General features: G+C 62.1%; 26 protein-coding genes and 1 tRNA gene. 21 read left to right on the plus strand and 6 right to left on the minus strand.

The annotated features are described in order from the left end of the window. Positions 1-10: 10 nt before the first annotated feature. Positions 11-733, minus strand: coding sequence for an ABC transporter ATP-binding protein (locus tag NX784_RS04745; protein WP_258815544.1), 723 nt, complete (start codon positions 731-733; stop codon positions 11-13). Between the two features lie 19 nt (positions 734-752). Next, positions 753-2,021, minus strand: coding sequence for an efflux RND transporter periplasmic adaptor subunit (locus NX784_RS04750; RefSeq protein ID WP_258815545.1), 1,269 nt, complete (start codon positions 2,019-2,021; stop codon positions 753-755). Between the two features lie 409 nt (positions 2,022-2,430). Between NX784_RS04750 and NX784_RS04755 the strand changes: the two genes are divergently transcribed. Continuing rightward, positions 2,431-3,048, plus strand: coding sequence for a DUF2059 domain-containing protein (locus NX784_RS04755; RefSeq protein WP_258815546.1), 618 nt, complete (start codon positions 2,431-2,433; stop codon positions 3,046-3,048). A gap of 145 nt (positions 3,049-3,193) precedes the next feature. On the opposite strand, the gene NX784_RS04760 is transcribed toward NX784_RS04755, so the two are convergent. After that, positions 3,194-5,059 carry a phosphoethanolamine transferase gene (locus NX784_RS04760; protein ID WP_258815547.1) on the minus strand — a complete coding sequence of 622 codons (1,866 nt, stop codon included), beginning with the start codon at positions 5,057-5,059 and terminating at the stop codon, positions 3,194-3,196. A gap of 378 nt (positions 5,060-5,437) precedes the next feature. Between NX784_RS04760 and rpsL the strand changes: the two genes are divergently transcribed. The 5 genes from rpsL to rpsJ all read left to right on the plus strand — a co-directional run bounded on the left by rpsL (position 5,438) and on the right by rpsJ (position 10,437). Continuing rightward, positions 5,438-5,821, plus strand: a complete 384-nt coding sequence (gene rpsL / locus NX784_RS04765) for a 30S ribosomal protein S12 (RefSeq protein ID WP_005663517.1) — start codon at positions 5,438-5,440, stop codon at positions 5,819-5,821. Positions 5,822-5,947: 126 nt separating this feature from the next. Next, complete coding sequence (gene rpsG / locus NX784_RS04770) at positions 5,948-6,418, plus strand: 30S ribosomal protein S7 (RefSeq protein ID WP_166857969.1); 471 nt, start codon at positions 5,948-5,950, stop codon at positions 6,416-6,418. 134 nt (positions 6,419-6,552) lie between these two features. After that, a complete protein-coding gene (fusA, locus tag NX784_RS04775) occupies positions 6,553-8,658 on the plus strand; it encodes an elongation factor G (RefSeq protein ID WP_258815548.1) in 2,106 nt (701 codons plus the stop codon). Positions 8,659-8,736: 78 nt separating this feature from the next. Next, positions 8,737-9,927: an elongation factor Tu gene (gene tuf / locus NX784_RS04780; RefSeq protein WP_258815504.1), complete on the plus strand. Its 1,191-nt coding sequence runs from the start codon at positions 8,737-8,739 to the stop codon at positions 9,925-9,927. A 192-nt stretch (positions 9,928-10,119) separates the two neighbouring features. Beyond that, positions 10,120-10,437, plus strand: a complete 318-nt coding sequence (gene rpsJ, locus NX784_RS04785; RefSeq protein ID WP_005663509.1) for a 30S ribosomal protein S10 — start codon at positions 10,120-10,122, stop codon at positions 10,435-10,437. 94 nt (positions 10,438-10,531) lie between these two features. Here the strand turns inward: rpsJ and NX784_RS04790 are convergent, their stop codons facing one another. Next, positions 10,532-11,893 (minus strand): 8-oxoguanine deaminase, encoded by a 1,362-nt coding sequence (locus NX784_RS04790; RefSeq protein ID WP_258815549.1) that lies wholly within the window; start codon positions 11,891-11,893, stop codon positions 10,532-10,534. Positions 11,894-12,021: 128 nt separating this feature from the next. Beyond that, the gene (locus tag NX784_RS04795; RefSeq protein ID WP_258815550.1) at positions 12,022-13,371 is read right to left on the minus strand and encodes a nucleobase:cation symporter-2 family protein; all 1,350 of its coding nucleotides are present in this window, start codon (positions 13,369-13,371) and stop codon (positions 12,022-12,024) included. Positions 13,372-13,863: 492 nt separating this feature from the next. Between NX784_RS04795 and NX784_RS04800 the strand changes: the two genes are divergently transcribed. Next, on the plus strand, positions 13,864-14,865 hold the full coding sequence (locus NX784_RS04800; RefSeq protein WP_258815551.1) for a LacI family DNA-binding transcriptional regulator: 1,002 nt from the start codon (positions 13,864-13,866) through the stop codon (positions 14,863-14,865). 91 nt (positions 14,866-14,956) lie between these two features. On the opposite strand, the gene NX784_RS04805 is transcribed toward NX784_RS04800, so the two are convergent. Next, positions 14,957-16,030: a mechanosensitive ion channel family protein gene (locus tag NX784_RS04805; protein WP_258815552.1), complete on the minus strand. Its 1,074-nt coding sequence runs from the start codon at positions 16,028-16,030 to the stop codon at positions 14,957-14,959. A gap of 116 nt (positions 16,031-16,146) precedes the next feature. On the opposite strand from NX784_RS04805, the gene NX784_RS04810 reads away from it, so the two are divergent. The 14 genes from NX784_RS04810 to rplE all read left to right on the plus strand — a co-directional run bounded on the left by NX784_RS04810 (position 16,147) and on the right by rplE (position 22,740). Then, positions 16,147-16,223, plus strand: a tRNA-Val gene (locus NX784_RS04810). A gap of 286 nt (positions 16,224-16,509) precedes the next feature. Continuing rightward, on the plus strand, positions 16,510-17,166 hold the full coding sequence (gene rplC / locus NX784_RS04815; protein ID WP_056449188.1) for a 50S ribosomal protein L3: 657 nt from the start codon (positions 16,510-16,512) through the stop codon (positions 17,164-17,166). A gap of 3 nt (positions 17,167-17,169) precedes the next feature. After that, entirely contained in the window at positions 17,170-17,790 is a 621-nt protein-coding gene (gene rplD / locus NX784_RS04820; RefSeq protein ID WP_166857981.1) for a 50S ribosomal protein L4, read from the plus strand. Continuing rightward, positions 17,787-18,104: a 50S ribosomal protein L23 gene (gene rplW / locus NX784_RS04825; RefSeq protein ID WP_036240333.1), complete on the plus strand. Its 318-nt coding sequence runs from the start codon at positions 17,787-17,789 to the stop codon at positions 18,102-18,104. Before rplD ends, rplW begins: the two co-directional genes overlap by 4 nt. Next, positions 18,104-18,931 (plus strand): 50S ribosomal protein L2, encoded by an 828-nt coding sequence (gene rplB, locus NX784_RS04830; protein ID WP_258815553.1) that lies wholly within the window; start codon positions 18,104-18,106, stop codon positions 18,929-18,931. The genes rplW and rplB overlap by 1 nt, the downstream gene beginning before the upstream one ends. Positions 18,932-18,940: 9 nt before the next feature. Further along, complete coding sequence (gene rpsS, locus NX784_RS04835; RefSeq protein WP_056449183.1) at positions 18,941-19,216, plus strand: 30S ribosomal protein S19; 276 nt, start codon at positions 18,941-18,943, stop codon at positions 19,214-19,216. Continuing rightward, positions 19,213-19,545 carry a 50S ribosomal protein L22 gene (gene rplV, locus NX784_RS04840; RefSeq protein ID WP_179966292.1) on the plus strand — a complete coding sequence of 111 codons (333 nt, stop codon included), beginning with the start codon at positions 19,213-19,215 and terminating at the stop codon, positions 19,543-19,545. The genes rpsS and rplV overlap by 4 nt, the downstream gene beginning before the upstream one ends. Before the next feature lie 11 nt (positions 19,546-19,556). Beyond that, positions 19,557-20,351: a 30S ribosomal protein S3 gene (gene rpsC, locus NX784_RS04845; RefSeq protein ID WP_036240339.1), complete on the plus strand. Its 795-nt coding sequence runs from the start codon at positions 19,557-19,559 to the stop codon at positions 20,349-20,351. A gap of 2 nt (positions 20,352-20,353) precedes the next feature. After that, complete coding sequence (rplP, locus tag NX784_RS04850; protein ID WP_005663456.1) at positions 20,354-20,773, plus strand: 50S ribosomal protein L16; 420 nt, start codon at positions 20,354-20,356, stop codon at positions 20,771-20,773. Between the two features lie 12 nt (positions 20,774-20,785). Beyond that, positions 20,786-20,977, plus strand: a complete 192-nt coding sequence (rpmC, locus tag NX784_RS04855; protein ID WP_056449176.1) for a 50S ribosomal protein L29 — start codon at positions 20,786-20,788, stop codon at positions 20,975-20,977. Beyond that, a complete protein-coding gene (rpsQ, locus tag NX784_RS04860) occupies positions 20,974-21,246 on the plus strand; it encodes a 30S ribosomal protein S17 (RefSeq protein ID WP_075794237.1) in 273 nt (90 codons plus the stop codon). The genes rpmC and rpsQ overlap by 4 nt, the downstream gene beginning before the upstream one ends. 254 nt (positions 21,247-21,500) lie before the next feature. Beyond that, positions 21,501-21,869: a 50S ribosomal protein L14 gene (gene rplN, locus NX784_RS04865; protein ID WP_056126494.1), complete on the plus strand. Its 369-nt coding sequence runs from the start codon at positions 21,501-21,503 to the stop codon at positions 21,867-21,869. Between the two features lie 10 nt (positions 21,870-21,879). After that, positions 21,880-22,194: a 50S ribosomal protein L24 gene (rplX, locus tag NX784_RS04870; RefSeq protein ID WP_166857987.1), complete on the plus strand. Its 315-nt coding sequence runs from the start codon at positions 21,880-21,882 to the stop codon at positions 22,192-22,194. Between the two features lie 6 nt (positions 22,195-22,200). Beyond that, on the plus strand, positions 22,201-22,740 hold the full coding sequence (gene rplE, locus NX784_RS04875) for a 50S ribosomal protein L5 (RefSeq protein WP_258815554.1): 540 nt from the start codon (positions 22,201-22,203) through the stop codon (positions 22,738-22,740). Positions 22,741-22,742 lie beyond the last annotated feature (2 nt).

Here is a 22,742-nt window from a genome sequence, read left to right on the forward strand (position 1 = left end):
ATGCGTCCTTTCAAACGGGAGTCGCGGCGGTGGCGGACTTGATGTCGACGAGCGTCGGGCCGCGCCGCACGAGGTCCGACACCTGGCCGTCGATGATGTGCACGTTGCGCGTCGTGCGCACGGCCAGTTCCGGGTCGTGCGTGACCATCAGGATCGTCGTGCCGGCCGCGTTGATCTCTTCCAGCAGTTCCATCACGCCGCGCGCCATCTGCGTATCGAGGTTACCGGTCGGTTCGTCCGCCAGCAGCAGCTTCGGGGAGCCCGCGAGCGCGCGCGCGATGGCCACGCGCTGCTGCTGGCCGCCGGACAGCTCGGCCGGATAATGCTTCATGCGCGAGGCCAGGCCGACCTTGGACAGCGCGTCCTCGATGCGCTTCTTGCGCTCGCTGGCGTTGAAGCCGCGGTAGCGCAGCGGGACGTCGACGTTGTCGTACAGGTTCAGGTCGGGAATCAGGTTGAAGCCCTGGAAGATGAAGCCCAGCTTTTCGTTGCGCAGGCGCGAGCGCGCACCGTCGTCCAGGCCTTTCACGTTGACGCCGTCGAGGATGTACTCGCCCGCCGTGAATTCCTCGAGCAGGCCGGCGATGTTCAGGAAGCTCGTCTTGCCCGAGCCCGACGGCCCCGTCACCGTGACGAATTCGCCTTCCTTGACTTCGATCTCGAAGCCGCGCAGCGCGTGCGTCTCGATCATGTGGGTGCGGTACACCTTGGAGAGATTGGTCATGCGCAGCATGGCGGATCCTTTGGGTTCGTTATTGGTTGATCGAGACGCGTTGTGCGTTGTTGAAGGCATCGGTGCCGGCGACGACAATTCGGTCGCCCTGCTTCAGGCCGGAGAGGATTTCGACGGCGGACAGGCTCGTCGCGCCCATGCGGATCGGCGTGCGCGTGGCGATCCCGTCGCGCACGACGTACGCATAGCGTCCGCCTTCGCTTTCGACGAACGGGCCGCGCTGCACCATCAGGACGTTCGGCTTTTCTTCGATGAGCAGGCGCGCCGTCACGCGCTGGCTCTGGCGCAGGCCCCTCGGCTGCTCGCCATCGAAGCGCACGCGCGCCAGCACCATGCTCTTGACGACTTCCGGCGACAGCGCGGACAGCTTGCCCGTCGCGGTGCCGGAGGGCAGGGCCACTTCCGCGTTCATGCCGAGGCCCAGGTCGGCCGCATAGGTCTCCGGCACCTCGAGTTCGACTTCGAGCTTCGACAGGTCGACGAGCGTCATCAGCGGCGCGTTCGCGGCGACGACCATGCGGTCCTGCACGTTCAACGTGCCGATGAAGCCGTCGACGGGCGCGCGCACGGTCAGCTCGTCCACGCGGCGCTGCGCTTCCTCCATCGACAGGCGCGCCCGTTCGAGGTCGTTCATCTTCGTCTTCAGCGCAAGCGCCACGTCCTCGCCTTCCAGCACGGCGGCTTCGCTCGCGTGCTTCGCGCGGATCTGGGCCGACTGCACCGCGTCCTGCGCCTTCTGATAGTCGTTCTTCGCGATGATGCCGACCTGGCCCACGCTGTCGTAGCGTTCCAGCGTGCGCTGGGCGGACAGGCGGTCGATCTCGGCGGTGTCGGCCTCTTTCTGCGCCAGCAGCTTCTGCTTGCGCGACAGGATCTGCTGGCGCGCCACCTCGGCCTTCAAGCCTTCGTAGGCGGACACTTCGCGCTTCAGCACGTCCGTCAGGTCGGGCGATTCCAGCACGGCCAGCACCTGGCCTTTTTTCACCGTGTCGCCGGCGGCCACTTTCAGGTTCACGGTGGACGGCGCCTTGGCGTACAACGTGGGGCTGACGGCGGCGACGACGCGGCCGTTGACGGACGCGTCGCGCACGAGCGTGCCGCGCGTGACCTCGGCGATGCGCAGGCGCGCCGCGCTGACGGACGCCTCGCTGCCGCGCCACGTGGACACGAGGCCGGCGCACAGGGCGGCCACGACGACGGCGCTGCCGATCCAGAGGGCGCGGCGCTTCAGCTTGTGGCCCGCCGGCGGGATGAGGACGGCGTCTTGTTCGGATGTATCGCGGATCATGATGTGGACACGTTGGATGGACGGTGTCGTATTTGCATGATCCGTGCCAGATGCCAAGTCATTGATTTCATTGGGCCGGAAGGCGGACACGGCCCCGTCCGCGACCGTCCGCGCGGCGGCAGGGCGGACACCGCGGACGGTCTTGATAATCTGGAAACCCGCCATAATTTGTTGCCACCAATCATCCGGCGGCGCCGCGCAGCGGCGGCGTGGCGAGGTTGCCGCGGACCAAACACCTGCACAGCGATTTGCCGAGTGTGCTGCGTCGACCCGTTGAATGAGCAGTCGGCTGCTGCCTTTCGTGACATTGTGCGACTTTTCCACTTCGGCGAGATGCTATGCTGACTTGACCGGACAAGTCTGGCCAGGAGAAGGCGGTTACGACCGACTCCTGTCAAGCATATGTATCTTGATCGCCAGCCTGCTGCAGCGCCGCGTGCGGGCGATTTCCATCACTCGGGACACGCTACAAATGAAAAAAATCTTGGTCGCCTTCGCCGTTTCTTTGGCCTTCGTCACCCCTTTATCCTTTGCACAGAACGCGGCAGCAGCGCCGCAGGCCGCCGCCGACCCGGCGGCGCTGGCCGCCACCGGCGAGCTGTTCGAGGCGATGAATTACCGCGCCGTTGCCCAAGGCACTTTGGAACAGATGCGGCGGACGATGCCCGCCATGATGACCCAGGGCGCAACGGCTGCGATCGACAACAATCCCAAGCTGAACGCGGCCGAAAAGAAAAACGCGCACGAGAAGCTGAACAAGGAGCTGCCACAGGCAGTAAAACTTTTCGACGGCGTGTTCGGCGATCCGTCCCTGGTGGACGAGATGTTGCGGGCCACCGCGCAAATCTACGCACGTCATTTCACCGTCGACGAATTGCACCAGATCGCCGCGTTCTACAAGACACCGGTCGGGACAAAGATGCTCGCGACAATGCCGCAACTGATGGCAGAGTCCATGCAGGCCGGCCAGCAGGTCGTCATGCCGCGCGTGGCCGCAATCATGCATAAGTTGGAACAGCCGAAATAGTCGGCCGCTTGCTGTCTATGCGCTAAACGGCCGCGAGTGGCCAGGACCGGTCACTCGCGTCAAGAAAGGCCATCAATGCTTTTCATTCGCTGTCTGCAATTTTGCGCTGACGGCGGGCCGACATTCACCACGCCTTTCTTTCGCTTCAGTCCCGCGGCAGCGGCTTGCCTTTGGCAATCACTTCGTGACAATCGCCCTTGATGGTGGCGTTGTCGTAGTCCGTCCAGCCGTAGCTGTCGACATAGCGCTTGTGCTGCTTGAACGCGGCGTTCACGAAGCTCCAGTCCAGATGCTCGTCCGGGTAGCGCACGTCGCCCAGGTCGAGGATGGTGTGGAACATGTTTTCCGTCGCCAGCTTCGCCTTGCGGTGGCGGCGCAGTTGCGCGACCTTGTCCGGGTAACGTTCGGCATACGTGTCCGAGTACCACGCGAACGCGGGGACGTGGAATTCGTATTGCGTGTTGTGGCCGTGGAAGGCGAGGCGGCAGCTGTTGTCGTACAGCGTCTGGCCGTGGTCGGCCACGTACAGCATGGCGGCCGGAGCATCGGCCTCCTTCAGCGTGCCGATGACGTGGTCGAGGAACCAGTCCGTGTACAGGATCGAGCTGTCGTAGCTGTTGTTCAGCTTATCCTTGATCTTGATGTCCGTGTAGACGGGCTTGTCGATGCCGTACAGCGACGGCAGCCATTTGTCGAACTGCTTCGGGTAGCGGTGGCTGTAGTTCCAGTGGCTGCCCAGCGTGTGCAGCACGATCAGCTTCTTCGGCGCCGGGTCCGCGACGGCGTGCTTCAGCGGGCCGAACAGGATTTCGTCGTAGTTCGAATTGTCCGTGAAGCCGCCCAGGTTCAGGAAGTCGACGACATCGGCTTCCTTCGCGAACACGGACACGGGCGTGTCGAACTTGCCGAACGAGATCTGGTTCGACAGCCAGAACGTTTTATAGCCCGCCTCCTTGAACGCGGTCAGGAACGATTTTTCCGAGAACCCGTCCTTGAGGCTTTGCGTGGCGGGCTTGCGCGAGATGATGACGGGCACCGACAAGCGCGTGGCGGACACGGACGTGATCACGTCGCGCAGCGGGACGACGTTCGGTTCCTGCGACAGCAGCGGGTTCGTGTCGCGGTCGTAGCCGTTGAGGCTCCAGCGGTCGTAGCGCGACGATTCGCCGATCACCATCACGACGATTTGCGGGTCATTGTTCGGCTCGGCCAGGTGGGCGCGGAAGTGGAAGTTGGCGCTGCGGCGGTTGAGGTCGGCCAGGTAGACCCGCTCCTTGTAGAAGTCGACGCCGCGCGCGGCCAGGCCGAACGGCCACGAGCGGGCGAACGTGTCGAGGTCGAACGGCAGCTTCATCCAGCGCGCCAGCGGCGGCAGCGAGGCGGGGCGGGGCACGCTGGACGGGCGGGGCGGCGCCGTCTCTTCGCTGGCGGCATCGAGGCTGTCCGACGCGGATGCCTTCACGAGCCGGACGCCGCTTGATGCCGGGCCGCCATGGCCCGCCAGCGGCGGCGGGGCGACGCCGTACTTCACGCCGTAGCCGAACACGGCGGCCACGAGTGCCAGCACGACCAGGACGACGGGACGCGACACGTCCGCCCAGTCGAGGTCGCGCGTGCGCCAGGCCGCGATCCAGCTCGTCACGAACCACGCGACCATGCCGATGAAGACACCGATCAGCAGCCAGACCTTGTTGCCGAGGAATTCCATCGCTTCGGCCGGGCTCGTCTCCGCGATGATCCCGAGGTGGTGCGTCGAGATGCCCTGGCCGTAGAACGCGTACAGGTACAGCTCGACGGGCAGCGCGAGGAAGGCGGGCAGCAGCAGCCAGTGGAACCAGGCGGGACGCTTGAACACGGCCCACACGCCCAGCCAGGCCAGCAGTTCCACGCCGGCGATCTGGGCGGGCCGCGCGAGCGGCAGGCCGAACAGGGGCGCCACGTACGGCACGCAGGACAACAGCAGATAAGTGAGCGCGACGTACAGGTTGCGCGGGCGTAGCAGGAATGACATCGAAGCGTGCGTATGCGGCCGGAAAGGGCGAAGGCGGCTATTATCCGATTTTTGCCACAGGTAACGCTATTCCCACTGCACAATGGATGAAATCCGGCGTACACTGGTTGTAGCCTTGATACGACAATCTCTTGGCGTTTGCACATCCTCCAGCCGCTGTCGAGGTGCATGGTCAGCAAGTTTGTTGACCCGGCCCTGCTTCAGGTCTATACTCGCGAGTTCTCGAATTATTCTGCACATGGTTTACGCATAACAGCCGCTCCCGCTGGTGAGTGGCTGTCGTCGCCTGTACGGACCCTGTCGGGACAAGGTTTCAGCCCCCGGGAAGCAAGAGCCCCGGGTCATCAACTAGTAGTCATTTTGTTGGATTTTTGAACGATGCCAACCATCAATCAACTGATTCGCAAGCCGCGTGAAGCCGCGGTTGTGAAGAGCAAGTCGCCGGCACTGGAAAACTGCCCGCAAAAGCGCGGTGTTTGCACCCGTGTCTACACGACGACCCCGAAGAAGCCGAACTCGGCACTGCGTAAAGTCGCCAAAGTTCGCCTGACCAACGGTTTCGAAGTCATTTCGTACATCGGCGGTGAAGGCCACAACCTGCAGGAACACTCGGTCGTGCTGCTGCGCGGCGGTCGTGTGAAAGACTTGCCGGGTGTGCGTTACCACATGGTCCGCGGTGCACTGGATACCCAGGGCGTGAAAGACCGTAAGCAGGCCCGTTCGAAATACGGTGCCAAGCGTGCCAAGGCTGCCAAGAAGTAATCTTCTTGCAATCTGGGTAAATTAATATTGAGTTAGTTGAGGCGGCCGGAAGGCCGAGTAAGTGAAGGGTCATGATGGCCTTTCGCGAGTGCGCAAGCACTCAACTGAAGACAGGAAGGAATTGAAATGCCACGTCGTCGTGAAGTACCCAAGCGCGAAATTCTGCCGGATCCGAAATTCGGCAACATCGATCTCGCCAAGTTCGTCAACGTCCTGATGTTGTCCGGCAAGAAGTCGGTCGCAGAAAACATCATCTACGGTGCCTTCGACTACATCCAGTCGAAGTCGGGCAAGGACCCGCTGGAAGTGTTCGCAACCGCGATCAACAACTGCAAGCCGATGGTCGAGGTGAAATCCCGCCGCGTCGGTGGCGCCAACTACCAGGTGCCGGTTGAAGTGCGTCCGGTCCGCCGTATGGCCCTGTCTATGCGTTGGTTGCGCGAAGCCGCAAACAAGCGTAGCGAGAAATCCATGCAGCAGCGCCTGGGTGGCGAGCTGATGGAAGCCGCAGAAGGCCGCGGCGGCGCGATGAAGCGTCGTGACGAAGTCCACCGCATGGCTGAAGCGAACAAGGCGTTCTCGCACTTCCGCTTCTAAGCGAATGGCCAACTTCCTTGGGGGCAGAACGCCCCCGGGGTCGTGCGGCCATGCAGTATCAGTTGTTCAGGCCGAGCTCATTTTGATCACCAGAATGCTGCTCGGTTTTGTCCATTCAAAAGTTAGGAAAATTTATGGCACGCACTACCCCTATTGAGCGCTACCGTAACATCGGTATCTCCGCTCACATCGACGCCGGTAAGACGACGACCACCGAGCGCATCCTGTTCTACACCGGTGTGAACCACAAGATCGGTGAAGTGCACGACGGTGCAGCAACCATGGACTGGATGGAGCAGGAGCAAGAGCGCGGCATCACCATTACCTCGGCAGCGACGACCTGCTTCTGGAAGGGTATGGCCAACAACTTCGAGCCGCACCGCTTCAACATCATCGATACCCCGGGCCACGTCGACTTCACCATCGAGGTGGAGCGTTCGATGCGCGTCCTGGACGGCGCCTGCATGGTCTACTGTGCAGTCGGTGGCGTGCAGCCGCAGTCGGAAACCGTGTGGCGTCAGGCTAACAAGTACAAAGTCCCGCGTCTGGCGTTCGTCAACAAGATGGACCGTACCGGTGCGAACTTCTTCAAGGTGTACGAGCAGATGCGCGCGCGCCTGAAGGCCAACCCGATCCCGCTGCAGATCCCGATCGGCGCCGAAGACAACTTCCTCGGCGTGGTCGACCTGGTCAAGATGCAGGCGATCTACTGGGACGACGCGTCGCAGGGCATGAAGTTCGACTACCGCGAGATCCCGGCCGAACTGCTGGAAACGGCCAAGGAATGGCGCGAGAAGCTGGTCGAGACCGCTGCTGAAGCGAACGAAGACCTGATGAACAAATACCTCGAAGAAGGCGAACTGACGGAAGCCGAGATCAAGGCCGCACTGCGCCAGCGCACCATCGCTTCGGAAATCGTTCCGATGATGTGCGGCACCGCCTTCAAGAACAAGGGCGTGCAGGCCATGCTGGACGCGGTCATCGAGTACCTGCCGTCGCCGGTCGACATTCCGCCGGTCAGCGGTACCGACGAGGACGACCAGCCGGTCACCCGTAGCGCATCGGACGATGAGAAATTTGCCGCGCTGGCATTCAAGATCATGACCGACCCGTTCGTCGGCCAGCTGATCTTCTTCCGCGTGTACTCGGGCGTCATCAAGTCGGGCGACACCGTGTTCAACCCGATCAAGAGCAAGAAGGAACGCGTCGGCCGTATTCTGCAGATGCACGCGAACCAGCGCGAAGAGATCAAGGAAGTCCGCGCCGGCGACATCGCCGCTGCTGTCGGCCTGAAGGAAGCGACGACCGGCGAAACGCTGTGCGACCCGTCGGCACCGATCATCCTCGAAAAGATGGTGTTCCCGGAGCCGGTGATCCAGCAGGCCGTCGAGCCGAAGACCAAGGCCGACCAGGAAAAAATGGGTCTGGCACTGAACCGTCTGGCTCAGGAAGACCCGTCGTTCCGCGTGCGTACCGACGAAGAATCGGGCCAGACCATCATCGGTGGTATGGGCGAGCTGCACCTGGAGATCATCGTCGACCGCATGAAGCGTGAATTCGGCGTGGAAGCGACCGTCGGCAAGCCGCAGGTGGCCTACCGCGAAACGATCCGCAAGTCGGTCAGCGACGTCGAAGGCAAGTTCGTCAAGCAGTCGGGCGGCCGCGGTCAGTACGGCCACGCCGTGCTGTCGATCGAACCGCAGGAACCGGGCAAAGGCTTCGAGTTCATCGACGCCATCAAGGGCGGCGTGATCCCGCGCGAATTCATCCCGGCAGTCGAGAAGGGTGTGCGCGAGACGCTGTCGAGCGGCGTGATGGCCGGCTATCCGGTGGTCGACGTGAAAGTCACGCTGACCTTCGGTTCGTACCACGACGTGGACTCGAACGAAAACGCGTTCCGCATGGCCGGTTCGATGGCATTCAAAGAAGGCTGCCGTCGCGCCAACCCGGTCATCCTCGAGCCGATGATGGCCGTGGAAGTGGAAACGCCGGAAGACTACGCCGGTACCGTGATGGGCGACCTGTCGTCCCGCCGCGGTATGGTGCAGGGCATGGACGAGATCCCGGGTGGCGGCGGCAAGATCATCAAGGCCGAAGTCCCGCTGTCGGAAATGTTCGGTTACTCGACCGTGCTGCGTTCGGCAACCCAGGGTCGTGCGACCTACACGATGGAATTCAAGCACTATGCTGAAGCACCGAAGCATGTGATGGACGCCATCGTGACGGCTAAAGCCAAGTAATACAGACCAGCAGGCCGGGTGGTATCCCGCCCGGCCTGAACAAAAACTAGATAATTGTTCTTTTAAAGGAAGATCAAAATGGCAAAGGAAAAATTCGAACGGACCAAGCCGCACGTGAACGTCGGCACCATTGGTCACGTTGACCACGGCAAAACGACCCTGACGGCTGCAATCGCAACCGTTCTGTCGAAGAAGTTCGGCGGCGAAGCCAAGGCGTACGACCAGATCGACGCGGCTCCGGAAGAGAAAGCACGCGGCATCACGATCAACACCGCACACGTCGAGTACGAGACGGCCAACCGCCACTACGCTCACGTCGACTGCCCGGGCCACGCCGACTACATCAAGAACATGATCACCGGTGCCGCCCAGATGGACGGCGCGATCCTGGTGTGCTCCGCTGCCGACGGCCCGATGCCGCAGACGCGCGAACACATCCTGCTGGCTCGCCAGGTGGGTGTTCCGTACATCATCGTGTTCCTGAACAAGTGCGACCTGGTCGACGACGCAGAACTGCTGGAACTGGTCGAAATGGAAGTGCGCGAGCTCCTGTCGAAGTACGAGTTCCCGGGCGACGACCTGCCGATCATCAAGGGTTCGGCACGTATGGCTCTGGAAGGCCAGGCTGGCGAAATGGGCGAAGAGTGCATCATGAAGCTGGCCGACGCACTGGACACCTACATCCCGACGCCGGAACGTGCCGTTGACGGCGCCTTCCTGATGCCGGTGGAAGACGTGTTCTCGATCTCGGGCCGCGGTACCGTGGTGACCGGTCGTGTCGAGCGCGGCATCATCAAGGTCGGCGAAGAGATCGAAATCGTCGGCATCACCGACACCGTCAAGACGACCTGCACCGGCGTGGAAATGTTCCGCAAGCTGCTGGACCAGGGTCAGGCTGGCGACAACGTCGGTCTGCTGCTGCGCGGCACCAAGCGTGAAGACGTCCAGCGTGGTCAGGTTCTGGCCAAGCCGGGTTCGATCAAGCCGCACACCGACTTCACGGGCGAAGTGTACGTCCTGTCGAAGGACGAAGGCGGCCGTCACACCCCGTTCTTCAACAACTATCGTCCGCAGTTCTACTTCCGTACGACGGACGTGACCGGTTCGATCGTTCTGCCGGCCGATAAAGAGATGGTCATGCCGGGCGACAACGTGTCGATCACCGTCAAGCTGATCGCTCCGATCGCGATGGAAGAAGGTCTGCGCTTCGCAATCCGCGAAGGTGGCCGTACCGTCGGCGCCGGCGTGGTTGCCAAGATCATCGCCTAATTTAGCGATCATCTAAGTAGTAGCAATACGACAGAAGGGGCAGAGCGCAAGTTCTGTCCCTTCTGTTTGTGCAGTTGAGGGTGAAAGGGTGTTATACTGCCGTCCCCTCGCAGTTAGTCTCACCTTGTACACGCAGTACCTGACTTTTGATTGCCGGCCCCGTGCCGGTTCGTTCTTTTTTAAGGAAATAGCATGTCCGCTCCGAATCAGAAAATCCGTATCCGCCTGAAAGCGTTCGACTACAAGCTGATCGACCAGTCCGCCCTGGAAATCGTCGACACCGCCAAGCGTACCGGCGCAGTCGTCAAGGGCCCGGTCCCGCTGCCGACCCGCATCCAGCGCTTCGACGTGCTGCGTTCCCCGCACGTCAACAAGACCTCGCGCGACCAGTTCGAAATCCGTACGCACCAGCGTCTGATGGACATCGTGGACCCGACCGACAAGACCGTCGACGCGCTGATGAAGCTGGACCTGCCGGCTGGCGTTGACGTCGAAATCAAGCTGCAGTAATCGTTTCAAGCGCCCTGGCGGCCTTGCCGCCGGCGCATGCAAAACGGCCCATCTACTTCGCGGTAGATGGGCCGTTTGCTTTTGGTGCGGCTGGTTACGCGGCTTTTAAAGCAAGCTCCTGCGCCAGCCGGTTATGCCGCTCCAGCACGACGGGCAGGTCGACCGTCCGCAGCACGCCATCCTTCACGATCACCTTGCCGTTGATGACACTGTGATTCACGTTGGCCGGCGTGCAGAACACGAGCGCCGCCACCGGATCGTGCAGCGCCCCGGCGAAGCCGACGCCATCCAGCTTGAACAGCGCGATGTCGGCCGACATGCCCGGCGCGATGCTGCCGATGTCGTCGCGGTTCAGCACCTTCGCGCCGCCGAGGGTGGCCAGTTCCAGTGCCTGGCGCGCCGTCATCGCATCCGGGCCGAAGCCCACGCGCTGCAGCAGCATCGCCTGGCGTACCTCGCCCAGCATGTGCGCGCCGTCGTTCGATGCGCTGCCGTCCACGCCGAGGCCCACGGGCACGCCCGCGTCCACCATCCTGCGCACCGGCGCGATGCCGGACGCGAGCCGCATGTTCGAGCACGGGCAGTGCGCGACACCTGTGCCCGTGCGCGCGAACAGGCGGATGCCCGCGTCGTCCAGTTGCACGCAGTGCGCGTGCCACACGTCGTGGCCGACCCACCCGCAGTCTTCCGCGTATTCGGCCGGCGTCATGTTGAACTTTTCGCGGCTGTACGCGATGTCGCTGACGTTTTCCGCGAGGTGCGTGTGCAGCGACACGCCGTGGCTGCGCGCGAGCAGCGCCGCTTCCTTCATCAGGTCGCGCGACACGGAGAAGGGCGAGCACGGAGCCACGACCACTCTCTGCATCGCGTGACGTGAAGCGTCGTGGTACGTCTCGATGAGGCGCTGTGCATCCCGCAGGATCGCAGCCTCCGTCTCGACGACACTGTCCGGCGGCAGGCCGCCTTGCGAGCGACCGACGCTCATCGCGCCGCGCGCCGCGTGGAAGCGCATGCCGATCGTGTGTGCGGCCTCGATGCTGTCGTCCAGGCGGCAATCGTTCGGGTAGATGTACAGGTGGTCGCTGCTCGTCGTGCAGCCGGACAGAATGAGCTCCGCCATCGCCGTCAGCGTCGACACGTGGATCATCTCGCCCGTGAGGTTCGCCCACACGGGATACAAGTTCGTCAGCCAGTTGAACAACTCGCCATCCTGCGCGGCGGGGATGACGCGCGTGAGGCTCTGGTACATGTGGTGGTGCGTGTTGACGAGGCCAGGGATGACGACGTGACCGGACGCATCGATCACCTCGTCGGCCGCTTGCGGCAGGTCGTCCGTCGGGCCGACCTGCTCGATCACGTTGTCGCGGATGAAGACGGCGCCATCGGCGATTTCACGGCGCGCATCGTCCATCGTCACGAGGACGCGCGCGTTCTTGATCAGGAGAGTTTTGCTCATACGTTTTCCACTTTTTGGTTTTCAACACTGCGGAAACAATGCGCGGGCACTGCGGAAACAATGTCGGGATAAGAACCGCGCCGGCGCATGTCGATGACACGGGCCGGCGCGGCACGGACTGCGTCCCGTCAGACCGCTTCCAGATCTTTCACGAGTAACGGTTGCGGGACGTCTTCTTCGTCGTCGTGGATTTCCACGGGACGGTTCGGCAGCACGAGGTTCAGCAGCACGGCCACGATGGCGCCCGTGCTGATGCCGGAGCCGAAGATCTCGTTGACGAATGCGGGCAGCTTCGCCAGCAGTTCCGGTCGCACGCTGACGGCCAGGCCGCAGCCGATCGACACGGCGATGATGAGGCCGGTGCGCTTGTCGTGCTCGACCTTGCCAAGCATCTGCACGCCGGCCGTGAGGATCATCGCGAACATCATGAGGCCCGCGCCACCGAGCACGGGCTGCGGGATCGTGACGACGACGGCGCCCAGCACCGGGAACAGGCCCGCCAGCGCCAGCATCAAGCCGGTGAGGGCGACGACGTGGCGGCTGGCGACACCGGTCAGCGAGATGACCCCGACGTTCTGCGCGAACGTCGACATCGGCGGCGCGCCCAACGTGGAGGCGAACGCGGAACCGACGCCGTCGCACAGCACGCCGCGCTTCAGCAAGGTGCCTCGCATCTTCGTTTCCGTCGCAGCGCCCAGCGCCATGAACGTGCCCGTCGTCTCGACCATCGTGACGATGTAGGCGAGGCCCATCGCGAGGATGCCGCTCGGAGGGAAGCTCATGCCGAAGTGCAGCGGCTGCGGCAGCGCGAACACGGCGGCCCGGTGCACGCTCGAGAAGTCGACGAGGCCCAGGCCCAGGCAGATGGCGTAGCCGATCGCGATGCCGATCACGATGGCCGACGCGGAGATGATGCCCTTGCCGAACTGGACCAGCGCCACGACGATGGCCAGCACGACCAGCGCGATGACGAGGTTCGTGGGCGCGCCGTAGTCCGCCGCGCCCTTGCCGCCGGCCGCCCAGTCGACGGCGACGGGGACGAGCGACAGGCCGATCATCGTGACGACGACCGCGGTCACCTGGTGCGGGAACAGCTTGCGGATCTGCGGCATGAAGAAGCTGCCGACGATCATGACGACGGAGCCCGCCAGCGACGACCCGAGGATGCCGGGCACGCCGTGTTCGAAGCCGATGCTGATGGCCGCGCCGACGAAGGCGAAGCTGGTGCCCATCACGCACGGGAGGCGGATGCCGATCGGCCCGATGCCCTTGCACTGGATGATCGTGACGATGCCGGAGCCCAGCAGCGCCGCGTTGACGAGCGCGACGACCTGGTCCGCCGGGAGCTTGAGGATGGCGCCGACGACGAGCGGCACGGCGATGATGCCGCCCAGCGCGGCCAGCATGTGCTGGGCGGCGAGCAGCGTCGTGGTGATGAGGGGTGGCCTGTCGTCGACCTTGTACAGCAGGTTGTTCATGTATGTCTCCGTCGAATGTTGTCCTGAGTACTTCGAGGTGAACCGGACAGTGGAGAACAGTCGACCACGGCAGGCAATCCGGGATACGGATGCAACCGAAGGGCGGCAAGGCCGGGATGCGGCCGGGAACGCGCTGACGTCTCCACTCAGCTCGGGGCCGCTCTGTGGCGGCTTGTATTCAAATCATGATGCCCACGCACGGCGGTACTGTCAACGAATTTGTATACAGTTTCTGTGCATCTAGAGGTGTCCATCCCAGCCACGCCACAGAGGAGAATACGGGTGTCGTCGGGTGCGCTGTATACAATTTTTCACAACGGTTTTGCGTGGAAATATCAAATGAACGACGCACGCAGATCTGCCAAGGCGCGCGAACCTTGATAAGCCGGATGCCGACCTGATGTTGGATGGGTGGGTTCGTGCAACAGGCCCAAGGAAATGTTGTGATTACTGAAACACATCGGTGATAATCGCGCCTCAGGAGGAAACGCGATGGCGACCATGAAGCAGGTAGCGGAGCGCGCCGGGGTGTCGATCTCCACGGTGTCGCACGTGATCAACAAGACGCGCGTCGTCAGCGACGACGTGCGCCAGCGGGTGCTGGGCATCATCGACGAGATGCACTACATCCCCAGCGCGGTCGCCCGCAGCCTCAAGAACGACAAGACCCACACCATCGGCGTCCTCGTGCCGAACTCCTCCAATCCCTATTTTGCCGAACTGATCAGCTGGATCGAGGATGCGGCGTTCGAGCTCGGCTACAACATCATCCTGTGCAATGCGCATGGCGGCGCGCAGAAGCAGGCAGCCTACTTGCGCCTGCTGATGGAAAAGCGCATCGACGGGCTCGTGCTCGTCGCCAGCGGCGCCGACGACGAGCAGGACCTGCTGCCGCGCCACGAAGCCGTGCCCATCGTCCAGCTGGAGCGCGGCTTGCCGGGGCTCGATGCCGACCTCGTGCTGGCCGGGCAGGAGGAGGGCGGCTACGAAGCCACGCGCCACCTGATCGAACTGGGGCACCGCGACATCGCCTGCGTCTCCGGCCCCGCCGATCTCCCGCGCACGCGCGAGCGCGTCGGCGGCTTCCTGCGCGCGATGGCGGAGGCCGGCCTGGCGCTGCCGCCAGATCATGTCGTACACGAGGAATTCACGAGCGCCGGCGGCCACGCGGCCTTTACGCGCCTGCTGGCGCGGCTGCGGCGGCCGACTGCCGTGTTCGTCACAAGCGACCTGATGGCACTGGGTGGTTTGTGCGCGGCCGGCGCGGCGGGCGTGCGCGTGCCGGCGCAGCTGTCCGTCGTCGGCTATGACGACATCGCGGGCGCCCCGTACGCGCTGCCGCCGCTGACGACGGTGGCGCCGCCCAAGCGCGATATGGCGCGGCTCGCCATCGACCTGCTGATCGACCGTATCCGCGGCGTGCATGCGCCGCTGCGCAGTACGGCGCTGGCCAGCACGCTGGTCGTGCGGGCGTCGACGGCGCCCCCGCTGTAATTCATCACGTTCATCCGCACGGTAGGGTGGACGGCTTGCCGTCCACGCGTTCAACCGGCGCGTGAACGCGTGGACGGGAGACCCGTCCACCCTACATGGTGCTTGCCGGCGGCCCCGCTTCCACCTCGCGCGTATCGCGCATGTAGAGGGTCTGCGTCGGGAACGCGAACTCGATGCCCAGCGCCGCGAACCGGTCCATGATCTGCAGGTAGATCTCCTGCTGGATATCCATGTAGCGGTTGTAATCCGGCGTCTCCACCCAGTACACGACGTCGAAGTTCAGCGACGACGCGGCCATCCCGCCGAAGTGGGCGCGGTCGAAGGTGACGGGTTCCTGCGCCTTGACGATCTCCGTCAGCATGGCCGGGATCTGCCGCAGCTTCGCCGTCGGCGTGTCGTAGGTGACCGTCACCGTGAACGCGGCGCGGCGCCGGTTCATGCGCGTCATGTTCTGCAGGCGGCTCTTCAGCAGGTCGGCGTTCGAGAACACGAGCTGCTCGCCGCCCAGGCTGCGCAGCCGGGTCGTTTTCAAACCAACGTATTCCACGGTGCCCAGGTATTTGTCGACGATGATGAAGTCGCCGATGACGAACGGCTTGTCGAGCACGATCGACAGCGACGCGAACAGGTCACCGAGGATGTTCTGGACGGCCAGCGCCACCGCGATACCGCCGATGCCCAGCGATGCGACGAGGGTCGTGATGTTCACGCCGAGGTTGTCGAGCACCATCAGCAGCAGCACGGTCCACAGGATCGTCTGCGCGATGAAACCGACCGCGGCGGCCGACGTGGCGCGGGCCGGATCGCCGGCGCGGTTCTGGTAATAATCCGTCAGCCACGCACGCAGCGCCCGATGGCCCCACAGCGCGGCCTGGATCAGGCCCGTGACGATGGCGACGCGCGTGGCGAACACGTCGACTTCCGGCGGCAGCGCGAGGAACTTGCTGCCCACGAACAGGCCCATGATGACGATGGCCAGCAGGCGCGTGCCGTCGAGGGCTTCGACGGCGATGTCGTCGAGGCGGGTCTCGGTGCGCTCGGCCAGCTTGCGCATGTGGTGTACGCCCGCCCGCTTGGCGATGTACAGCGCCAGCGCGACCCCGGCCGCAACGCCGAGGGCCGTCAGCCAGGCCAAGGTCGTGTTGTTGAAGAACACCAGGTTCATCCGATCATCCTTTCGTTGTCTTGCCGGGCCTCATTGTAAAGGCGCGGTGCAGCGCACAAGTTTTTTCGGACGGGTATTGCGCTTTGCTAAAACATGCTCGTATAATGCGGCTCCCCGGGCGGTTAGTTCAGCTGGTTAGAATACTTGGTCGACATCCAAGGGGTCGCAGGTTCGAATCCTGCACCGCCCACCAGAATTCCTCCATAGCGCAGGCCTCGAGCCTGTAGAGAAAAGATGCCAAGGTGTCTTTTCTGTGCCGTTCAGCTCGAACGGATTCTCTGATCTCCACGACTCTAGCGTAAAACGCAACAGATCGCGTCAGCCTTCGCATTCTCTTGTTGCGTCCATCCGTAGCGCGCGCTATACTAGCCGGCTTCGGTGTGGGCCTATCTTTTTTCGGCCCACGCGTTTAAGAGGAAGTTTCACAACTTCCGAAAGTCAACTACCCCCGCCCAATCGCAGGTGGGAATGGAGAAAAAATGAGCCTGGGCCTTCTCGGTCGCAAGGTTGGCATGATGCGCATCTTCACGGACGACGGCGATTCGATTCCCGTTACCGTGCTGGACGTGTCGAACAACCGTGTTGCGCAAATCAAAAACCCTGAAACTGATGGCTATGCCGCAGTTCAGGTCGTCTTCGGTCAACGTCGCGCTTCCCGCGTGAACAAGGCTGCAGCCGGTCACTACGCCAAAGCTGGCGTCGAAGCTGGCACGATGCTGAAGGAATTCCGCGTCGAAGCCGCTCAAGCCGCTGGTTTCAAAGCTGGCGACGCAGTCAATGTCTCGATGTTCGAAGTGGGCCAGAAAATCGACGTGCAAGGCACCTCGATCGGTAAGGGCTACGCCGGTACCATCAAGCGTCACAACTTCGCTTCCGGTCGTCAGACCCACGGTAACTCGCGTTCGCACAACGTGCCGGGTTCCATCGGTATGGCACAGGATCCGGGCCGCGTGTTCCCGGGTAAGCGCATGACCGGTCACATGGGTGATGTCACTGTCACCACCCAGAACCTGGAAATCGCCCGTATCGACGCCGAGCGTCAACTGCTGCTGGTTAAAGGTGCCGTTCCTGGCGCCAAGAACGGTCAAGTGATCGTCAAGCCGGCAGTCAAAGTCAAAGCCAAGAAAGGAGCGTAAGAGATGGAACTGAAGCTCCTGAATGAGCAAGGCCAAGCTGGCGCCGCAGTCAACGCCGCCGACACCGTGTTCGGCCGTGACTACAACGAAGCCCTGATCCACCAGATCGTGGTCGCCTACGCCGCCAACGCGCGCAGCGGCAACCGCAAGCAGAAGGATCGTGAAGAAGTCTCCCACACGACCAAGAAGCCTTGGCGTCAAAAAGGTACGGGCCGTGCTCGTGCCGGTATGTCGTCGTCGCCGCTGTGGCGCGGTGGTGGTCGTATCTTCCCGAACTCGCCGGACGAGAACTTCTCGCACAAGGTCAACAAGAAGATGCATCGCGCAGGTATCTGCTCGATCTTCTCGCAGCTGGCCCGCGAAGACCGCCTGAACGTCATCGAGAACCTGACCGTCGAAGCACCGAAGACCAAGCTGCTGTCGCAAAAGCTGCAGGGCATGGGTCTGGACTCGGTCCTGGTGATCACCGACACCATCGATGAAAACCTGCTGCTGGCATCGCGCAACCTGCCGAACGTGCTGGTTGTCGAGCCGAAGCACGCCGACCCGATGTCGCTGGTGTTCTACAAGAAAGTCCTGGTCACCAAAGCTGCTCTGGCCAAGATCGAGGAGATGTACGCATGAGCGCCGCAATCAAATTCAGCGAAGAGCGCCTGATGAAGGTGCTGCTGGCTCCGGTCATTTCCGAAAAGGCGACCTTCGTCGCGGAAAAGAACGAACAGATCGTGTTCAAGGTCCTGCCGGACGCGACCAAGCCGGAAATCAAAGCCGCCGTCGAGCTGCTGTTCAAAGTCGAAGTGGAATCGGTGCAGACCGTGAACCGCGAAGGCAAGCAGAAGCGTTCGGGCCGTTTCACCGGTCGTCGCAACCACACCAAGCGCGCTTTCGTGGCCCTGAAGCCGGGGCAGGAAATCAATTTTGTCGAGGAGGCTAAATAATGGCACTCGTTAAGATGAAGCCAACCTCCCCAGGCCGCCGCGGCATGGTGAAGGTTGTGAACGCCGACCTGTACAAGGGTCGTCCGTTCGCAGCCCTGGTTGAGAAAAAATCGAAGACCGCCGGCCGTAACAACAACGGTCACATCACCACCCGCCACATCGGCGGTGGTCACAAGCACCACTACCGCGTGGTCGACTTCAAGCGCAACAAGGACGGTATCCCGGCCAAGGTCGAGCGCATCGAGTACGACCCGAACCGCACGGCGCACATCGCTCTGGTGTGCTACGCCGACGGTCACCGCGCGTACATCATCGCCACCAAAGGCATGGCTGTGGGCGACACCGTCATGAACGGCTCGGAAGCGCCGATCAAGTCGGGTAACTGCCTGCCGATCCGTAACATCCCGGTCGGCACCACCATGCACTGCGTCGAAATGCTGCCGGGTAAGGGTGCTCAGATGGCCCGTACCGCAGGCGCCGGCGTCGTGCTGATGGCTCGCGAAGGTACCTACGCTCAGGTTCGCCTGCGTTCGGGTGAAGTGCGCCGCGTGCACATCGAGTGCCGCGCCACGGTTGGCGAAGTCGGCAACGGCGAGCACAACCTGCGCAAGATCGGTAAAGCCGGTGCAATGCGTTGGCGCGGTGTCCGCCCGACCGTTCGCGGTGTCGTCATGAACCCGATCGACCACCCGCACGGTGGTGGCGAAGGTCGTACGGCTGCCGGTCGTCACCCGGTGTCCCCATGGGGCCAGCAGACGAAGGGTAAGAAGACGCGTTCGAACAAGCGCACGTCGTCGATGATCGTCTCGCGCCGCGGCAAGAAATAAGGATAAGACATGACTCGTTCATTGAAAAAAGGGCCGTTCATTGACGCCCACCTGGTGAAAAAAGTCGAAACCGCGCAAGCGAACAAAGACAAAAAGCCGGTCAAAACCTGGTCGCGCCGCTCGACGATCACCCCGGACTTCATCGGTCTGACGATCGCCGTCCACAACGGTAAAGTGCACGTGCCGGTGTACGTGTCCGAGAACATGGTGGGTCACAAGCTGGGCGAATTCGCCCTGACCCGCACGTTCAAGGGCCACGCCGCTGACAAGAAGGCGAAGAAATAATGGAAACTAAAGCTATCCTCAAAGGCGTCCGCCTGTCGGAACAGAAAGGCCGCCTCGTCGCCGATCTGATCCGCGGCAAGAAAGTCGACGCCGCGCTGAACATCCTGCAGTTCAGCCCGAAAAAAGGCGCGACCATCATCAAGAAAGTGCTGGAGTCCGCAATCGCGAACGCCGAGCACAACGATGGTGCCGACATCGACGAACTGAAGGTCGTTCAGATCTATGTCGAAAAGGGCCCGATCCTGAAGCGCTTTACGGCACGTGCCAAAGGCCGCGGCGATCGCATTTCGAAACAATCCTGTCACATCTTCGTGACTGTCGGTAACTAAGGAGTCACACGATGGGTCAGAAAATCCACCCAACCGGCTTCCGCCTGGCGGTCACCCGTAACTGGGCATCGCGCTGGTACGCTGGCAACGGCAACTTTGCCGACATGCTGAAGGAAGACCTGGAAGCTCGCGCTTTCCTGAAGAAGAAACTGAAGAACGCCTCCGTCGGCCGCATCGTCATCGAGCGTCCGGCCAAGAACGCGCGCTTCACGATCTACTCGTCGCGTCCGGGCGTCGTCATCGGCAAGAAGGGCGAAGACATCGAAGTCCTGAAGTCGTCGCTGACGAAGATCATGGGCGTGCCCGTGCACGTCAATATCGAAGAAATCCGCAAGCCGGAAATCGACTCGCAGCTGATCGCCGACTCGATCGCCCAGCAGCTCGAAAAACGTATCATGTTCCGTCGCGCCATGAAGCGCGCGATGCAGAACGCGATGCGTCTGGGCGCCGTCGGCATCAAGATCATGTCGTCGGGCCGCCTGAACGGCATCGAGATCGCACGTACCGAATGGTACCGCGAAGGCCGTGTGCCCCTGCACACCCTGCGCGCCGACATCGACTACGGCACCAGCGAAGCCTCGACCACGTACGGCATCATCGGCGTGAAAGTCTGGGTTTACAAAGGCGACCGTTCGCCGACCGGCGAAGCACCGGTGATCGACGTGCCGGCCGACGAGAAAAAGCCGCGCGGTCCGCGTCGTGACGACGGCAAACCGGCTGGCCGTGGCCGCCCGGGCGCCAAGCCAGGTACCGCACCCGCAGGCCGCCGTGCTGCCAAGCCGGCCGCTGAGAAAGCAGGAGAATAAGCATGCTGCAGCCATCCCGCAGAAAGTATCGTAAAGAGCAGAAAGGCCGTAACACCGGCATTTCGCACACCCGCGGCACCGCGGTCTCGTTCGGTGAGTTCGGCCTGAAGGCGGTTGCCCGCGGCCGTATCACCGCACGTCAGATCGAAGCTGCACGTCGTGCCATGACCCGTCACATCAAGCGTGGCGGCCGTATCTGGATCCGTATCTTCCCGGACAAGCCGATCTCGAACAAGCCGGCTGAAGTCCGTATGGGTAACGGTAAAGGTAATCCGGAGTACTACGTGGCCGAGATCCAGCCGGGCAAGGTCCTGTACGAAATGGACGGCGTCGCTGAAGAACTGGCGCGCGAAGCCTTCCGTCTGGCTGCCGCCAAACTGCCGCTGGCGACGACGTTTGTCGTGCGTCAAGTCGGCCAATAACAGGAGTTAAGAATGAAAGCAACGGAACTCCGCGGCAAGGACCAGGCAGCTCTGCAACAAGAGCTGAATGAGCTGCTGAAGGCACAGTTCGGCCTGCGCATGCAAATCGCTACGCAGCAACTGACGAACACTGCCCAGCTCAAGAAGGTGCGCCGCGATATCGCGCGTGTCAAGACTGTGATGACCCAGAAGGAAGCCAAATGAACGACACCACTAAAACGGCGCTGAAGCGTACGCTGGTCGGCAAGGTCGTGTCCGACAAAATGGACAAGACGGTGACCGTGCTGGTTGAGCGTCACGTCAAGCACCCGCTGTACGGCAAGATCATCGTGCGCTCGAACAAGTATCACGCGCACGACGAGACCAACCAGGCCAAGACCGGCGACACGGTCGAGATCATGGAAGGTCGCCCGATCTCGAAGACGAAGGCTTGGACCCTGACCAAGGTTGTGCAGGTCGCCCAGGTTCTGTAATGCCTGAAGAGGCGTTGTCACAACGTCTCTAAAATTTGTCTTGCGTGGCCCGCTGGTATGTGGAATACTAGCGGGCTTCGTTCATGTGTTGCCGCAGTTTGTCCTTCGGTAACTGCGGCCTGCAACGAACATTGGAAAGTCCAATCACCCAAACGTACGCGCTTGCAATGAGTGCGGCCGGCGGGACCAAGACTGACCGCAGGCCTACGGTTTTCCGTGGGGTTTCTTCGGCTTAAGTTGGGAAAGAAAATATCATGATTCAAACCGAAAGCCGGCTCGAAGTAGCCGACAATACCGGTGCAAAAGAAGTTCTGTGCATCAAGGTATTGGGCGGCTCCAAACGCCGTTACGCCAGCATTGGCGACGTGATCAAGGTCACCGTGAAGCAAGCTGCTCCGCGCGGCCGCGTCAAGAAAGGTGAAATCTACAACGCCGTGGTCGTGCGTACCGCTAAAGGTGTGCGCCGCCAAGACGGCTCCCTGGTGAAGTTCGACGGCAACGCCGCCGTCCTGCTGAACAGCAAGCTGGAGCCGATCGGTACCCGCATCTTTGGACCGGTGACGCGCGAACTGCGTACCGAAAAGTTCATGAAGATCGTGTCCCTGGCACCTGAAGTTCTGTAAGGGAGTCGCAATGGATAAGATTCGTAAAAACGACGAAGTCATCGTTCTGGCCGGTAAAGACAAGGGCAAGCGCGGTGTCGTTCAGCAGCGAGTAGATGCTGAGCACGTCATCGTTGAAGGCGTTAACGTGGCCAAGAAGGCCGTCAAGCCGAACCCGATGACCGGCGTAACTGGTGGTATCGTCGACAAGACCATGCCGATTCACGTGTCGAACGTCGCGCTGTTCAATGCAGCGACCGGCAAGGCTGATCGCGTTGGCTTCAAAGATGTGGATGGTAAAAAAGTCCGCGTCTTCAAGTCGAACGGCGAAGTAGTGAAAGGGTAATTAGAAATGGCCCGTCTCCAACAACTGTACAAAGACAAAGTCGTTGCCGAACTGACCGATAAATTCGGTTACAAGTCGGTGATGGAAGTGCCGCGCCTGACCAAGATCACCCTGAACATGGGTCTGTCGGAAGCCGTCGCGGACAAGAAGATCATCGAGCACGCAACTGGCGACCTGACGAAGATCGCCGGTCAGAAGCCGGTCGTGACGAAAGCTCGCAAGGCAATCGCAGGTTTCAAGATCCGCGAAGGCTACCCGATCGGCACGATGGTGACCCTGCGCGGCGCCCGCATGTACGAATTCCTGGATCGCTTCATCACCGTGGCTCTGCCGCGCGTGCGTGACTTCCGTGGCGTCAGCGGCAAATCGTTCGACGGTCGCGGCAACTACAACATCGGCGTCAAAGAGCAGATCATCTTCCCGGAAATCGATTACGACAAGATCGATGCGCTGCGTGGCATGAACATCTCGATCACCACGACCGCTAAGACCGACGAAGAAGCCAAAGCGCTGCTCGCCGCATTCAAATTCCCGTTCCGGAACTAAGA

Origin of the sequence: Massilia pinisoli (assembly GCF_024753285.1) — a bacterium.
In the GTDB taxonomy this organism is placed as follows: domain Bacteria; phylum Pseudomonadota; class Gammaproteobacteria; order Burkholderiales; family Burkholderiaceae_D; genus Telluria; species Telluria pinisoli.